This window comes from Variovorax sp. Soil_C_12 (genome assembly GCF_057657375.1).
In genome coordinates, this window is the sequence record NZ_JBDGIO010000012.1 from 29,084 (window position 1) to 42,509 (window position 13,426).

Consider the following 13,426-nt stretch of genomic DNA (forward strand, 5'->3'; position numbering starts at 1 on the left):
CCCTTATTTCTTCTTGGTCTCTTTGATCACGATCTTCTCGTCCGCATAGCGGATGCCCTTGCCCTTGTAGGGCTCGGGCGGACGAACAGCTCGGATCTCGGCGGCCAGTTGGCCGACGCGCTGGCGGTCGGCACCCTTGATCACGATTTCGGTCGGGGTGGGGGTCGCCACCGTGATGCCTTCGGGCATCAGCTTGTCGACCGGGTGCGAGTAGCCGACCTGCAAGTTCAGCTTGGCGCCTTGCGCCTGGGCCTTGTAGCCCACGCCGACCAGGTTCAGCTTCTTCTCGAAGCCCTTGGTCACACCGACCACCATGTTGTTCACCAGCTGGCGCACCGTGCCGCTCATCGCATTCGCGTTGCGCGACTCGTTGGCGGGCTCGAAGCTCAGCTTGCCGTCCTTGTTGACGATATTCACCAACGCATTCAGCGGCAGGCTGAGCGCGCCGCCTTTGCCCTTGACGCTGATCTGGTCTTCCTTGATCGCCACATCCACGCCTTCGGGGATGGCGACCGGCATTTTTCCTACTCGGGACATTTCAGTGTTCTCCTCGATGTCTCGGTCAGGCGACGTAGCACAGCACTTCGCCGCCGACGCCGCTGGCGCGAGCCTTGCGGTCGGTCATCACGCCCTTGGGGGTGGTGACGATGGCGACGCCCAGGCCGTTCTGCACCTGCGGGATCGCAGCGCTGGCCTTGTAGACGCGCAGGCCGGGACGGCTCACGCGCTCGATGCGTTCGATGACCGGACGGCCGGCGTAATACTTCAGCGCAATTTCAAGCTCGCTCTTGCCAGCTTCGGTCTTGACCTGGAAACCGTCGATGTAGCCCTCGTCCTTCAGCACCTGTGCGATCGCGACCTTCACCTTGGAAGACGGGACCGACACGGTGGGCTTCGCCACCATCTGCGCGTTGCGGATACGCGTCAGCAGGTCGGCAATGGGATCACTCATGCTCATGTTGTTTGCTCCTGCCTGGCTTACCAGCTGGCCTTGGTGACACCGGGGATGTCGCCGTTGAAGGCCAGTTCACGGATCTTGGCGCGGGCCAGACCGAACTGGCGGAAAGTGCCACGGGGACGGCCGGTGATTTCGCAGCGGTTGCGCTGGCGCGTCGGGTTGGCATTGCGCGGGAGCTTCTGCAGGGCCAGACGGGCAGCCGCGCGCTCTTCGTCGCTCTTCTTCGCGTCGTTGGCGATCGCCTTCAGTTCCGCGTGCTTGGCGGCGTACTTTGCGACCAGTTTTTCTCGCTTGAGCTCGCGCTCGATCAAAGCTACTTTAGCCACAAGTCACCTCAGTTCTTGAACGGGAAACGGAAGCCCGCGAGCAGCGCCTTGGCTTCTTCGTCGGTCTTGGCCGTGGTCGTGATGCTGATATTGAGACCGCGCAGCGCGTCGACCTTGTCGTACTCGATCTCGGGGAAAATGATCTGCTCTTTCACGCCGATGTTGTAGTTGCCACGGCCGTCGAAGGCACGGCCGGAGATGCCGCGGAAGTCGCGCACGCGCGGCAGCGCCACGGTCACGAAGCGGTCCAGGAATTCGTACATCTGGATGCCGCGCAGCGTGACCATGCAGCCGATCGGCTGGTTCTCGCGGATCTTGAAGCCGGCGATGGCCTTCTTCGACTTGGTCACGACGGGCTTCTGGCCGGCGATCTTGGTCAGATCAGCCACGGCGTTGTCGAGCACCTTCTTGTCGGCGACCGCTTCGCCCACGCCCATGTTGAGCGTGATCTTGGTCAGGCGCGGGACCTGCATGGGGGACTTGTAGCCGAACTTCTCGGTCAGGTCCTTCGCGATCTTTTCGCGGTAGTGTTGTTGGAGACGTGCCATGTGAGTACCCCTTAGGCGGCCTTGATTTCTTCGCCGCTGGACTTGAAGACGCGCACGCGCTTGCCGTCCGTGACCTTGATGCCCACGCGATCGGCCTTGCCGGTCGCGGCATTGAAGATCGCCACGTTGGATTGGTGAATCGGCATGGCCTTCTCGACGATGCCACCGGTCGTACCCTTGAGCGGGTTCGGCTTGGTGTGCTTCTTGACCAGGTTGATGCCGTCGACGACCACATGCGAGTCATCCTTGCGCAGCGACACCGTGCCGCGCTTGCCCTTGTCGCGCCCGGCCAGCACGATGACCTGGTCGCCCTTGCGAATCTTGTTCATGGCGAGTTGTCCTTAGAGAACTTCGGGGGCCAGCGACACGATCTTCATGAACTTCTCGGTGCGCAGCTCGCGCGTGACCGGTCCGAAGATGCGGGTGCCGATGGGCTCCAGCTTGGCGTTGAGCAGAACGGCGGCATTGCCGTCGAACTTGACGAGCGAGCCGTCGGCGCGACGGATGCCCTTGGCGGTACGAACCACCACCGCGCTGTAGATCTCGCCCTTCTTGACGCGACCACGCGGAGCGGCTTCCTTGATGCTGACCTTGATGACGTCGCCCACGCTGGCATAACGCCGCTTGGAGCCGCCGAGCACCTTGATACACAGGACGGATTTCGCGCCCGTGTTGTCGGCCACATCGAGCCGGGATTCAGTTTGGATCATTTCGTGTATTCCCAACTTGTACCGATCGCCACCCCGAAATGCCGGAAGCAGCTTGCGGTCAGTCTTGGGCCCGTCGTCCTCGCATCGAAACCACTTCGATGCGTCTCCGTTGGGCAGAAGCTCTATCGCTGTTTTTTCGCCTTTGGAAAAGCGAAGCCCGCGATTGTTGCATAAGCAGCGCTTGACTGTCAAACGCACCTGTTGCGCGGCGTCCCGGACTGCCGCGCCGTCGATAGACTGCGCGCCATCGGGCACCAGCCAGGAAACCTGCAAGGTGAGTACCTGCTTCGCAAGAATTACCGACGGGGCCTGGTTATTGCCAAATCGTCAGGTCCCCAAATTGGGCTCTTCCCCAGCGCCCGCACGGCAGCCGCCGCGCGATGGCAGCAAGCGGCGACAATTTCAATCCGCGGCAGGCCCGCAGCTCGCAGCCTTCGAATTTACTGGACAGATCATGAACATCGCCGTCACTTTCCTGCCCCGCCAGGAGCGGGCTCCCCTGCCGCCGATCGGCTTTATCGGCGGCGGCAACATGGCCAGCGCCATCATCGGCGGGCTGATCAAACGACAGGTGCCGGCCGCCACCTTCGAGGTCGTCGAACCCCAGGCCGAAGCCCGCGAACGGCTGCGGCACGACTTCGGCATCACGGCCCAGGCCGAGGCCGGCGCGGCGCTCGAGCGCTGCGGGGTGTTGGTCTGGGCCGTCAAGCCGCAGAGTTTTGCGCAGGCCGCGCGGGCCGTCCGGGGCCTGGCCAAGGACGCGCTGCATCTCAGCGTCGCCGCCGGCATCCCCTCCGACAGCATCGCGCGCTGGCTCGGCACCGACCAGGTGGTCCGCGCCATGCCGAACACGCCGGCGCTGGTCGGCAAGGGCATGACCGGCCTGTTTGCGCGGCCGGCCGTCGACCCGGCTGGGCGCAAGCAGGTGGAGCAGGTGCTGGAAGCCACCGGCGAGCTGCTCTGGGTGGACGCCGAGAGCGCGCTGGACGCGGTCACCGCGGTCTCCGGCTCGGGGCCCGCCTACGTGTTCTATTTCATTGAGGCCATGACCGAGGCCGGCATCGAGCTGGGTCTCACGCCCGAGCAGGCGCACCGGCTGGCCGTCGGCACCTTCACTGGCGCCTCGACCTTGGCGAACGATGCAACCGAGCCGCCCGCCGTGCTGCGCGAGCGCGTGACCTCCAAGGGCGGGACAACCCACGCCGCCATCACCTCGCTCGAAAACGCCGATGTCAAGGCGAAATTCAAGGCAGCGATCCGCGCCGCCCACCAGCGAGCGGCGGAACTGGGCGAGGAGTTCGGCCGCGGCTGAGGCAGCGGCCCTGCGGGTTCAGCGCAGCAGATAGCCGGCCAAGACGCCGGCGAACACGGTGAAGCCCAACCAGTGGTTGAGCCGGAAGGCCTTGAAGCAGCCCTCGCGTGTGCGCTCGCGGATCAGCCGCCAGTGCCACAGCGCCTGCACCGCCGCGAGGGCGATGCCGGCGTAGAACACGGGACTCAACTCCCGGCTCGCGCCGGCGGCGGCCCACACCGCGAGGAAGATCGCATAGCTCGCCATGACCGCGGCCACATCGAAGCGCCCGAAGGTGATGGCCGAGGTCTTCATGCCGATCCTGAGGTCGTCGTCGCGATCGACCATGGCGTATTCGGTATCGTAGGCCAGCACCCAGAACAGGTTGCCCGCCAGCAGCCACCAGGCGAAGGCCGGCACCGAAGCCTGCACGGCCGCGAACGCCATCGGAATGCCGAAGCTGAAGGCGATACCCAGCACCGCCTGGGGGATCGAGACGAAGCGCTTGGCGAAGGGGTAGACCAGCGTGACAGCCAATGCCGCGAAGGACCATAGCACCGTCGCACGGTTGGTCGTGAGCACCAGCGCAAAGGCCGCCAGCGCGAGCACTGCCCCTACAACCAGCGCCTCTTTGACCGACACCGCTCCGCTGGTGACGGGGCGCTGGGCAGTGCGCTTGACGTGCCGATCGAAATCGCGATCGGCCACGTCGTTGACGCAACAGCCGGCACTGCGCATGAGGATGGTGCCGAGCACGAAGACCGTGATCAGGTGCCAGCCGGGGAAGCCGTCGGCCGCGAACCACAGCGCAGCCAGCGAGGGCCACAGCAGCAGCAGCCAGCCGGCCGGCCGGTTCCAGCGGATCAGGTCCAGGTAAAGCGAGAGGCGGCCGCGAGGAGCGAGGGCGGTGGAGGCGGACATGCCGCAATTTTGCGCCACCGCAAGGAGGAAGCCCGCCCGGATCGAGGCTCGTGCCGAGCGAAGTGGCTCAGTCCTCCAGCAGCGAGCGCAGCATCCAGGCCGTCTGGTCGTGCACCGTGCAGCGCGCGGTCAGCATGTCGGCGGTCGGGTCGTCGCCGGCCTCCTCGGCCACGGGGATGAACTCGCGCGCGATGCGCGAGACGGTCTCGTGGCCCTTGACCAGGATGCGCACCATTTCCATCGCCTTGGGCGGGTCCTTGGGCACGTCGGGCACGGTCGCGATCTTGCTGAACTCGGCATAGGAGCCCGGAGCGTAGTGGCCCAGCGCACGGATGCGCTCGGCGATAACGTCGGTCGAGCCCCACAGCTCGGTGTACTGCGCCATGAACATCGCATGCAGCGAGTTGAAGTGCGGGCCGGTGACGTTCCAGTGGAAGTTGTGGGTCGTGAGGTAGAGCGTGTAGGTGTCCGCCAGCACGCGGCTCAGACCTTCGGCGATAGCGGCGCGGTCCTCGCGGTCGATGCCGATGTTGATGATCGGCGCATTGCGGCTGCCCGATTCCTGGGCCACCAGTGCGCCGCCTTTCTTGGGCACCTTGCCGGCGGAAGCGGCCGGTGCGTTGGCGACGGCGGACTTGGATTTCTTGTCGACTTTGGCCATGGCAAAAGTTCTTTCTTCGAGGTTGTTGAACTGTTCAAGACTCTAGGAGCCGGGGACTGGCTTCGCAACAGCCGCACTCTATCGCAGCGATTGTGCCGGACCTGTTCGAAAGCGTAGGCCGATAGCGCGACCTCGGCTATCGACGCTGCTACGAGAGCCGCTTGACGCCCGGCAGTTCGCAGGCATAGATGGCATTGCGCAGTGCCGCGATAGCCTCGTAGCGCGTGAAGCTGCGACGCCAGGCCAGCACGACGCGGCGCGTCGGCGGCTCGCCGCCCTGGAGGTCGCGCACCGGCAGGTAGCGCACGATCTGCTCAAGCTCCCTGCCGCGCCCCTTCGCGGCCCGTGGCTTGAGCGCATCGGCCGGCACCGACAGGCGCGGGACCAGCGTCACGCCCATGCCGGCGGCCACCATGTGTTTGATGGTCTCCAGCGAAGAGCCCTCGAAGCTCTTGCGGATGCCCTCGGCATCGCTCGAGAAGCGGGCGAATTCCGGGCAGACCTCGAGCACGTGGTCGCGGAAGCAGTGGCCTGTGCCGAGCAGCAGCATGGTCTCCTTCTTGAGCTCGTCGGAGCTCACGGACTCGCGCTCCGCCAGCGGATGGTGGACGGGAACGGCCGCCATGAAGGGCTCGTCGTACAGTTGCGCCACGGCGAGCCCGGTATCCGGGAAGGGCTCGGCCATGATTGCGCAGTCGATCTCGCCGGAACGCAGCATCTCCAGCAGCTTGACGGTGAAGTTCTCCTGCAGCACCAGCGGCATCTGCGGTGTGCGCGCGATGTTCTGGCGCACCAGGTCGGGCAGCAGGTAGGGCCCGATGGTGTAGATCACGCCCAGGTTCAGCGGCCCCGACAGCGGGTCCTTCCCGCGCTTGGCGATCTCCTTGATGCTGGCGGCCTGGTCGAGCACGCTCTGGGCCTGCTGCACGATCTGCTCGCCCAGCGGCGTGACCGTGACCTCGCCCGCGCTGCGCTCGAAGAGCTTGACCTCGAGTTCATCTTCCAGCTTCTTGATTGCGACCGACAGCGTCGGCTGCGAGACATAGCAGGCCTCGGCCGCCTTGCCGAAATGCCGCTCGCGCGCGACCGCAACGATGTATTTGAGTTCCGTGAGGGTCATAGCTTTCGTCAATTATTGCTCGCCCCCAAGGCTTGTTCACCTCGTGTAACCGCCAACCCCTGCAAGCCGGCTTCGCGGTCCGTCAATGGGCCTCGCTTCGCTGGCCGGCTTGCCCGGTCATGCCTTGAGGTATTCGGCCTTGCTGCCCAGCCAGCGGTCCACATGCTTCTCGGCCAGCGCGCGGTGGCGGTCGAGCATGCGGGGGGCGAGCTCGCGCGCCCAGTCGAGCAGCAGGACATCGGTGCTGAGGTCGGCAAAGCGCAGCAGCGGGGCACCCGACTGGCGCGCACCGAGGAATTCGCCGGGGCCGCGGATGTCGAGGTCGCGCCGCGCGATCTCGAAGCCGTCGCTGGTCTCGGCCATGGCCTTGAGCCGGGCCCGCGCCGCCTCGCCGACGCGGCCGCCCTCGTTCGGCGCGTAGAGCAGCACGCAGGCCGAGGCCGCCGCGCCGCGCCCGACCCGGCCGCGCAGCTGGTGCAGCTGCGAGAGCCCGAAGCGCTCGGCATGCTCGATCACCATCAGCGAGGCATTGGGCACGTCGACGCCGACCTCGATCACGGTGGTGCTGACCAGCACCTGCAGCCGGTTGGCGGTGAAGGCCTCCATCACCGCCTGCTTCTCGGCCGTCGGCATGCGCGAATGCAGGAGCCCGACGCTCACTTCCTCGCCGAGCGCGTCGGCCAATTCGTCGCGCGTCTCGGTCGCGTTCCGCAGATCGACCGCCTCGCTCTCCTCGATCAGGGGGCAGACCCAGTAGACCTGCCGGCCCTGTTCCAGCTGGACGCGGATCCGGTCGATGACCTCGTCGCGCCGGTGCTCGGCCACCAGCTTGGTGACGATGGGCGTGCGCCCGGGCGGCAGCTCGTCGAGGGTGGAGACGTCGAGGTCGGCGTAGTAGCTCATCGCCAGCGTGCGCGGGATCGGGGTGGCGCTCATCATCAGCAGGTGCGGCTCCAGCTGTCCCCCGGCCTTGCCGCGCAGCGCCAGCCGCTGGGCGACGCCGAAGCGGTGTTGCTCGTCGATGATCGCGAGCGCCAGCTGGCGGAAGCGCACCTTCTCCGAGATCACCGCATGCGTGCCGATCACCAGCGCGGCCTCGCCGTTCTCGACCGCGGCCGACATCGCGTCGCGCTCCCTCTTCTTCTGGCTGCCGGTGAGCCAGGCCACCCGCAGGCCACGCTCGGCCAGCAGCGGATCGAGCCAGCCGACCAGCTTGCCGAAATGCTGCGCGGCCAGGATCTCGGTGGGCGCCATCAGCGCGCACTGGTGGCCCGCGTCGATGCAGCGCGCCGCCGCCAGCGCCGCCACTACGGTCTTGCCCGAGCCCACGTCGCCCTGCAGCAGCCGGTGCATCGGCACTTCGCGCGCAAGGTCGCGGACGATCTCCTCCACCACGCGCTGCTGGGCGCCGGTCAGCGCAAACGGGAGGACGGCCCGCAGCGCCTCGCTGAGCGAATCCCTCAAGGCAGCCGCCGACAACACCGGCGCCCGCTGCGCGCCGCGGGCCCGCCTCGCCTGCAGTTGCGACAACTGCTGCGCCAGCAGTTCGTCGGCCTTGAGCCGCTGCCAGGCCGGATGGCTGTGGTCTTCCAGCGTGGCCAACGCGACGTCGGGCGCCGGGTAGTGCAGGAAATGAAGCGCACTGCGCAAGTCCCAGGCGTTCGGCGGCACGAGTCCCGCGGGAATGGTCTCGTCGAGTACCGCGCGCGCCAGACCGGAGCGCACCTCGCGCCGCAGCAGCGGCTGCGGCAGGCCGGCGACGGTCGAGTACACCGGCGTGAGCGCCTGCGGGAGCTCGGTGCCCGCGGCCTTGACGTTCGGATGCATCATCTGCCGCCCGACGAAGCCGCCCCGCACCTCGCCGCGCACGCGCACCCGCGCGCCCACGGCCAGCTGCTTCTGCTGCGAGGGATAGAAATTGAAGAAGCGCAGCTGGCATGTGTCGCTGCCGTCGTCCACCGTCACGATGAGCTGGCGGCGGGGGCGAAAGACGACCTCGCTCTCGGTCACCACCGCCTCGATCTGCGCCATGTCGCCGTCGCGCGTATCGGCCAGGCGCACGATGCGGGTCTCGTCTTCATAGCGCATCGGCAGGTAGAGCGCGAAGTCGATGTCGCGCACCAGGCCCAGCTTGCGCAGCGCGCGCTGCACCGCGCTCAGGCCGGTGCCTGGCGCCGCGACGGGCTTTTCCGGGGACAAGGACTTGGCGGCGGCGGGCATGGGACAATTCTGCCCGCCTCTTCGGCCTCCCTTCCCTTTCCCTCGCCTCCTTGGCACGGGCCCGTCCGGCCCTCAAGATTCATGCGCGCCTTCACCCTTTCTGATTTCGATTTCGCTCTGCCGCCCGAGCTCGTGGCGCAGCATCCCGCCGCCGAGCGCAGCGCCTCGCGCCTGCTCGACGGCACGGTGGAGCCGCCCGCCGACCGCATCTTCAAGGCCCTGCCCTCGCTGCTGCGCGCGGGCGACCTGCTGGTCTTCAACGACACCCGCGTGGTCAAGGCCCGCCTGTTCGGCGAGAAGCCCACCGGCGGCAAGCTCGAGCTGCTGGTCGAGCGCGTGCTGCAGGACCACGAGGTGGTCGCCCACATGAAGGTCAGCAAGAAGCCGCCAGTGGGCACCCTGCTCTACATGGCGGGCGGCTTCCAGGCGACGCTGCTGGGCCGGTGGCCCGACGAGCAGGGTGCGCTGTTCCGCCTGCGCTTCAACAGCCCCACGGGCGAGGACCCCTACGCGCTGATGGCGCGCTGCGGCCATGTGCCCTTGCCGCCCTACATCGAGCACGCCGACTCGCAGGAGGACGAGCACCGCTACCAGACCGTGTTCGCCCGCGTGCCGGGAGCAGTTGCCGCGCCGACGGCGGCGCTGCACTTCGACGAGGCCCTGCTTGCCGAGCTCGAGGCACGAGGCGTGCAGCGCGCCAGCGTCACGCTGCACGTGGGCGCCGGCACCTTCCAGCCCGTCAAGACCGAGAACATCGCCGAGCACCAGATGCATGCCGAGCGCTACGAGGTGCCCGAGGCGACGCAGCGCGCGATCGCCGAGGCCAGGGCGCGCGGCGGCCGCATCGTCGCCGTCGGCACCACCACCGTGCGCACGCTCGAATCGTGGGCGAAGAGCGGTGAAGCCAGCGGCGACACCCGCATCTTCATCACGCCGGGCTTCGCCTTCGCGCACGTGGACCTGCTCGTCACCAACTTCCACCTGCCCAAGAGCACGCTCATGATGCTGGTGAGCGCCTTCGCGGGCTACGAGCGCGTGATGGGGCTCTACGCCCACGCCATTCGCGAGCGCTACCGCTTCTTCAGCTACGGCGATGCGATGCTGCTGGCCCGGGCGAATTGATCAAGAGACAACGCATGCTGAATTTCGAACTCCTCGCCACCGATCCCGACAGCCACGCCCGCCGCGGCACGCTCATCCTGAACCACGGCGTGGTGCAGACGCCGATCTTCATGCCCGTGGGCACCTACGGCACCGTCAAGGGCGTGATGCCGCGCAGCCTCGAGGAGATGGGCGCGCAGATCATCCTGGGCAACACCTTCCACCTCTGGATGCGCCCGGGCCTGGACGTGATGGCGAGCTTCGGCGGCTTGCACCAGTTCGAGAAATGGGACAAGCCCATCCTCACCGACTCGGGCGGCTTCCAGGTCTGGTCGCTGGGCGCAATGCGCAAGATCAGCGAGGAAGGCGTGAAGTTCGCCTCGCCCGTCAACGGCGACAAGCTCTTCCTCACGCCCGAGGTCTCGATGCAGATCCAGACCATCCTCAACAGCGACATCGTCATGCAGTTCGACGAGTGCACCCCCTACGACACCCAAGGCCACATCACGACCGAGGCCGAGGCGCGCTCGTCGATGGAACTGAGCCTGCGCTGGGCCCGGCGCTGCCAGGCCGAGTTCGCGCGGCTCGCGAATCCCAATGCCCTCTTCGGCATCGTCCAGGGCGGCATGTACGAGAACCTGCGCGAGGAATCGCTGGCGCAGCTGGTCGAGCTCGACTTCCCCGGCTACGCGATCGGCGGCGTCAGCGTCGGCGAACCCAAGGAGGAGATGCTGCGCATCATGGCGCACACGCCGCACCGGCTGCCGGCCCACAAGCCACGCTACCTGATGGGCGTCGGCACGCCCGAGGACCTGGTGGAGGGCGTGGCCCAGGGCGTCGACATGTTCGACTGCGTGATGCCCACGCGCAATGCGCGCAACGGCACCCTCTTCAGCCGCTTCGGCGACCTGAAGATGCGCAATGCGCGCCACAAGAACGACCCGCAGCCGATCGACCCGAGCTGCAGCTGCCATGCCTGCGCGGGCGCCTCGGGCATTCCGTGGAACGAGGGTGGGCGCGGGGGCTTCAGCCGCGCCTATCTGCATCACCTGGACCGCTGCGGCGAGATGCTCGGGCCGATGCTCACGACCATCCACAACCTGCACTATTACCTGAACCTGATGCGCGAGATCCGCGCGGCGCTCGATGCGGGCGCCTATTCGCAGTTCCGCGGGCAGTTCAAGGCCGACCGCGCGCGCGGCATCTGAGCTACTCCGCGGCGCCGGTCGTCTCGAAGGCCGGCGGCGTGCTGTTGGGCGCGAACAGATGGATGTCGTCCGGCTCCTTTGCATAAGCGACCAGGCTCGCCGCCGACAACAAGGCGGCGGCGACCGATGCAAGGTAAAGGCCGGCAGCGGCGTGGCGGCGAAGGAGCTGGCTGAACATGGCTGCATGTCTCGTATCGAAGGCATCGAGCGTAGCCAGAAGCCGCGCGCGCGGGAACACGACCTAAGCCATACGCCGCACGCGCGAGGACCGTGTGCAGACTGGCGCGCACCCTCCGCGGCGTAGAGAATCACTCGGCCGCGCCCGCGGCGGCAGCTCCCTTCACTCGCACGGACCCCGATCATGACGGCAACGAACTCCTCCTATTCGGCACGCTATCCATCGCTCGCCGGCCGCAGCGTTTTCATCTCCGGCGGCGCCACCGGCATCGGCGAAGCGCTGGTGCGCGCCTTCCATGCGCAAGGCGCGCATGTCGGCTTCTGCGACATCGATGTCGCGGCTGGCCAGGCAGTGGCGGCCACGCTGCAGGGCGACAACGCAGTGCTGTTCCATGCGTGCGACGTCACCGATGTCGCCGCGCTGCAGGCGGCCATCGCCGCGGTGCGCGCGCGCTTCGGGCCGATCCGCGTGCTGCTCAACAACGCCGCCAACGACCGCCGCCATGAGATGGCCGATGTCACGAGCGAGGACTTCGATGCGCTGGTGGCGATCAACTTCAAGCACCAGTTCTTCGCCGCGCAGGCCGTGGCGGACGACATGCGTGCGGCGGGCGGCGGCTCGATCATCAACTTCGGCTCGATCAGTTGGATGATCAAGGGCGCCGGCTACCCGGTCTACCAGGCGTGCAAGGCTGCGGCGCGCGGCCTCACCCGTTCGCTGGCACGCGACCTCGGCAAGGCCAACATCCGCGTCAATTCCATCGTGCCGGGCTGGGTGATGACCGAGCGCCAGCTGAAGCTGTGGGTCAAGCCCGAGTCCGAGGCCCAGATCGACGCCGCCCAATGCCTACCGGGCCGCGTGATGGCGCAGGACATCGCCAGCATGGCGCTCTTCCTCGCGGCCGACGATTCGAAGATGTGCAGCGCGCAGGACTACGTGGTGGATGCGGGCTGGACCTGAGAAGCTGTGAACGGATCCACCACGCCTGCTCATCCCGCCCAGCGGCCCCACTCTGCGTTGCAAATGCTCGCCATAGCTCAAGCTACGGCTGCGCTTTGGCCTTGATTGGCGCCGCCTGGACGGTCTGCTCGGGCGCGCCGGATTCATTCACAGCTTCTGAGGCGGCAGGCCGTCGCTCGGCGGCGATGCCGCGACGGTCCCGCAGGCGTGGCAGAAACGGGAGAAGGCGCTCTTGCGTGCCTTGCACGCGCGGCAGTGGTCGAACAGGCCGATGCCGCAGTGCGGGCAGAAGTCGATCTCGGTGTTCTTGAGATCCACCGGCCGCTCGCAACCCGGACAAACGCTCTTGGCCAGCCGCGCCAGCGCGGTGTCGTAGCTCAGCTCGTTGCGCCGGACGGTGTCGGGCTGTGCCTCGGCCACCTTCTGGCGCGCGAGGTAGCGGTTGAGCGCGATGATCGCGTAGCGACCCACCAGCACGGTCAGCACGATGCCCACCGCGTAGCGCACATAGCCCCCATAGCTCGGCAGGTAGGGCACCAGCTCGACGAAGAAGGCGAACAGCGCGAAGAAGATGAAGCCCCAGACGAAGGGCCACCAGGTGCTCTTGCGCTTCTTCGCGAAGAGCCAGCCCGCGACCACCAGCAGCGGCAGGGTCAGCGCCAGCCGGTAGGCGAACACGCGCAGTTCGACGCGCCGGTTCTCCGCCTCGAGCGCCTTGCGCGCCGCCTCTTCGAGGACGGCGAGCTTTTCTTGCGCGCTCTGGCGCGCCTGGCGGGCATCGAGCGCGATCTGGCGCTGCGCCCCGACGGCACGCTCGGCTTCGTTCTCTTTGGTCTTCAGCGCATCGAGCGCCTTGGTGCGGGCGATGAGCTCGGTGTCCTGGTCGGGCTGCGCGGTCGCGCGCCGCGTTGCCAGCCAGTTGCCGAAGGTCTCGCGCGAAGTGCGGCTGGCCTGCTGCGCGGCCAGCAGCGCCAGCTCGGCCTGCTCGCGCTCGCGCGTGGCCTCCTGCTCGGTGCGCTGGCTGGTCCGGATGGTCTGGCGCAGCGGCTCGGCCGCCGGGCGGTCGATGAAGTCGTCGAGCGTCAGCGTGCGCTCGACCCGCGGCAGGTCGCCGACGATCGTGCTGCCCAGTCCGATCAGGAAGCTCGCGAACACCAGGGCCACCACCCACAGGCCGCGGCGGAACCACTTCTCCGACAGGCGCAGGGATTTGCTGCTCATTCA

Annotated in this window: 16 protein-coding genes; 4 read left to right on the forward strand and 12 right to left on the reverse strand. The window is 67.3% G+C overall.

What is annotated here, in order from left to right:
- Window positions 1–3 precede the first annotated feature (3 nt).
- The 6 genes from rplF to rplN are packed head-to-tail and all read right to left on the reverse strand — an operon-like array spanning window position 4 to window position 2,542.
- Entirely contained in the window at window positions 4–537 is a 534-nt protein-coding gene (gene rplF / locus AC3A6X_RS26295; protein ID WP_106556361.1) for a 50S ribosomal protein L6, read from the reverse strand.
- A 25-nt stretch (window positions 538–562) separates the two neighbouring features.
- On the reverse strand, window positions 563–958 hold the full coding sequence (gene rpsH / locus AC3A6X_RS26300) for a 30S ribosomal protein S8 (protein WP_068674576.1): 396 nt from the start codon (window positions 956–958) through the stop codon (window positions 563–565).
- Window positions 959–978: 20 nt separating this feature from the next.
- Complete coding sequence (gene rpsN, locus AC3A6X_RS26305; RefSeq protein ID WP_106556362.1) at window positions 979–1,284, reverse strand: 30S ribosomal protein S14; 306 nt, start codon at window positions 1,282–1,284, stop codon at window positions 979–981.
- A gap of 8 nt (window positions 1,285–1,292) precedes the next feature.
- Window positions 1,293–1,832 (reverse strand): 50S ribosomal protein L5, encoded by a 540-nt coding sequence (rplE, locus tag AC3A6X_RS26310; protein WP_106556363.1) that lies wholly within the window; start codon window positions 1,830–1,832, stop codon window positions 1,293–1,295.
- 11 nt (window positions 1,833–1,843) lie between these two features.
- Window positions 1,844–2,161 carry a 50S ribosomal protein L24 gene (gene rplX, locus AC3A6X_RS26315; protein ID WP_106556364.1) on the reverse strand — a complete coding sequence of 106 codons (318 nt, stop codon included), beginning with the start codon at window positions 2,159–2,161 and terminating at the stop codon, window positions 1,844–1,846.
- Window positions 2,162–2,173: 12 nt separating this feature from the next.
- Complete coding sequence (gene rplN, locus AC3A6X_RS26320) at window positions 2,174–2,542, reverse strand: 50S ribosomal protein L14 (RefSeq protein ID WP_068674584.1); 369 nt, start codon at window positions 2,540–2,542, stop codon at window positions 2,174–2,176.
- A gap of 454 nt (window positions 2,543–2,996) precedes the next feature.
- Here rplN and proC point away from each other — a divergent pair, with 454 nt between their 5' ends.
- Window positions 2,997–3,854 (forward strand): pyrroline-5-carboxylate reductase, encoded by an 858-nt coding sequence (gene proC / locus AC3A6X_RS26325; protein WP_487844930.1) that lies wholly within the window; start codon window positions 2,997–2,999, stop codon window positions 3,852–3,854.
- Between the two features lie 18 nt (window positions 3,855–3,872).
- Here the strand turns inward: proC and ubiA are convergent, their stop codons facing one another.
- The 4 genes from ubiA to recG all read right to left on the reverse strand — a co-directional run bounded on the left by ubiA (window position 3,873) and on the right by recG (window position 8,755).
- Window positions 3,873–4,754 (reverse strand): 4-hydroxybenzoate octaprenyltransferase, encoded by an 882-nt coding sequence (gene ubiA, locus AC3A6X_RS26330; RefSeq protein WP_487844931.1) that lies wholly within the window; start codon window positions 4,752–4,754, stop codon window positions 3,873–3,875.
- 67 nt (window positions 4,755–4,821) lie between these two features.
- The gene (locus tag AC3A6X_RS26335; protein WP_106556366.1) at window positions 4,822–5,415 is read right to left on the reverse strand and encodes a Dps family protein; all 594 of its coding nucleotides are present in this window, start codon (window positions 5,413–5,415) and stop codon (window positions 4,822–4,824) included.
- Window positions 5,416–5,563: 148 nt separating this feature from the next.
- On the reverse strand, window positions 5,564–6,535 hold the full coding sequence (locus AC3A6X_RS26340; RefSeq protein ID WP_106556367.1) for a LysR substrate-binding domain-containing protein: 972 nt from the start codon (window positions 6,533–6,535) through the stop codon (window positions 5,564–5,566).
- 117 nt (window positions 6,536–6,652) lie between these two features.
- A complete protein-coding gene (gene recG, locus AC3A6X_RS26345; RefSeq protein WP_487844932.1) occupies window positions 6,653–8,755 on the reverse strand; it encodes an ATP-dependent DNA helicase RecG in 2,103 nt (700 codons plus the stop codon).
- An 81-nt stretch (window positions 8,756–8,836) separates the two neighbouring features.
- Here recG and queA point away from each other — a divergent pair, with 81 nt between their 5' ends.
- Window positions 8,837–9,877 carry a tRNA preQ1(34) S-adenosylmethionine ribosyltransferase-isomerase QueA gene (queA, locus tag AC3A6X_RS26350; RefSeq protein ID WP_487844933.1) on the forward strand — a complete coding sequence of 347 codons (1,041 nt, stop codon included), beginning with the start codon at window positions 8,837–8,839 and terminating at the stop codon, window positions 9,875–9,877.
- A gap of 14 nt (window positions 9,878–9,891) precedes the next feature.
- The gene (gene tgt, locus AC3A6X_RS26355) at window positions 9,892–11,064 is read left to right on the forward strand and encodes a tRNA guanosine(34) transglycosylase Tgt (protein ID WP_487844934.1); all 1,173 of its coding nucleotides are present in this window, start codon (window positions 9,892–9,894) and stop codon (window positions 11,062–11,064) included.
- Between the two features lies 1 nt (window position 11,065).
- Here tgt and AC3A6X_RS26360 read toward each other — a convergent pair whose 3' ends face one another.
- Window positions 11,066–11,242: a hypothetical protein gene (locus tag AC3A6X_RS26360; RefSeq protein WP_487844935.1), complete on the reverse strand. Its 177-nt coding sequence runs from the start codon at window positions 11,240–11,242 to the stop codon at window positions 11,066–11,068.
- 183 nt (window positions 11,243–11,425) lie between these two features.
- Here AC3A6X_RS26360 and AC3A6X_RS26365 point away from each other — a divergent pair, with 183 nt between their 5' ends.
- Window positions 11,426–12,202, forward strand: coding sequence for an SDR family NAD(P)-dependent oxidoreductase (locus tag AC3A6X_RS26365; protein ID WP_487844936.1), 777 nt, complete (start codon window positions 11,426–11,428; stop codon window positions 12,200–12,202).
- Between the two features lie 147 nt (window positions 12,203–12,349).
- Here the strand turns inward: AC3A6X_RS26365 and AC3A6X_RS26370 are convergent, their stop codons facing one another.
- Window positions 12,350–13,423 carry a serine endopeptidase gene (locus AC3A6X_RS26370; RefSeq protein WP_487844937.1) on the reverse strand — a complete coding sequence of 358 codons (1,074 nt, stop codon included), beginning with the start codon at window positions 13,421–13,423 and terminating at the stop codon, window positions 12,350–12,352.
- Window positions 13,424–13,426: the final 3 nt, after the last annotated feature.

Excerpts from the sequence above, each read along its gene's own strand:
- rplF (WP_106556361.1), bottom strand. The coding sequence starts at position 537 with ATGTCCCGAGTAGGAAAAATGCCGGTCGCCATCCCCGAAGGCGTGGAT.
- rpsH (WP_068674576.1), bottom strand. The coding sequence starts at position 958 with ATGAGCATGAGTGATCCCATTGCCGACCTGCTGACGCGTATCCGCAAC.
- rplE (WP_106556363.1), bottom strand. The coding sequence starts at position 1,832 with ATGGCACGTCTCCAACAACACTACCGCGAAAAGATCGCGAAGGACCTG.
- rplX (WP_106556364.1), bottom strand. The coding sequence starts at position 2,161 with ATGAACAAGATTCGCAAGGGCGACCAGGTCATCGTGCTGGCCGGGCGC.
- rplN (WP_068674584.1), bottom strand. The coding sequence starts at position 2,542 with ATGATCCAAACTGAATCCCGGCTCGATGTGGCCGACAACACGGGCGCG.
- proC (WP_487844930.1), top strand. The coding sequence starts at position 2,997 with ATGAACATCGCCGTCACTTTCCTGCCCCGCCAGGAGCGGGCTCCCCTG.
- ubiA (WP_487844931.1), bottom strand. The coding sequence starts at position 4,754 with ATGTCCGCCTCCACCGCCCTCGCTCCTCGCGGCCGCCTCTCGCTTTAC.
- AC3A6X_RS26335 (WP_106556366.1), bottom strand. The coding sequence starts at position 5,415 with ATGGCCAAAGTCGACAAGAAATCCAAGTCCGCCGTCGCCAACGCACCG.
- AC3A6X_RS26340 (WP_106556367.1), bottom strand. The coding sequence starts at position 6,535 with ATGACCCTCACGGAACTCAAATACATCGTTGCGGTCGCGCGCGAGCGG.
- recG (WP_487844932.1), bottom strand. The coding sequence starts at position 8,755 with ATGCCCGCCGCCGCCAAGTCCTTGTCCCCGGAAAAGCCCGTCGCGGCG.
- queA (WP_487844933.1), top strand. The coding sequence starts at position 8,837 with ATGCGCGCCTTCACCCTTTCTGATTTCGATTTCGCTCTGCCGCCCGAG.
- tgt (WP_487844934.1), top strand. The coding sequence starts at position 9,892 with ATGCTGAATTTCGAACTCCTCGCCACCGATCCCGACAGCCACGCCCGC.
- AC3A6X_RS26360 (WP_487844935.1), bottom strand. The coding sequence starts at position 11,242 with ATGTTCAGCCAGCTCCTTCGCCGCCACGCCGCTGCCGGCCTTTACCTT.
- AC3A6X_RS26365 (WP_487844936.1), top strand. The coding sequence starts at position 11,426 with ATGACGGCAACGAACTCCTCCTATTCGGCACGCTATCCATCGCTCGCC.
- AC3A6X_RS26370 (WP_487844937.1), bottom strand. The coding sequence starts at position 13,423 with ATGAGCAGCAAATCCCTGCGCCTGTCGGAGAAGTGGTTCCGCCGCGGC.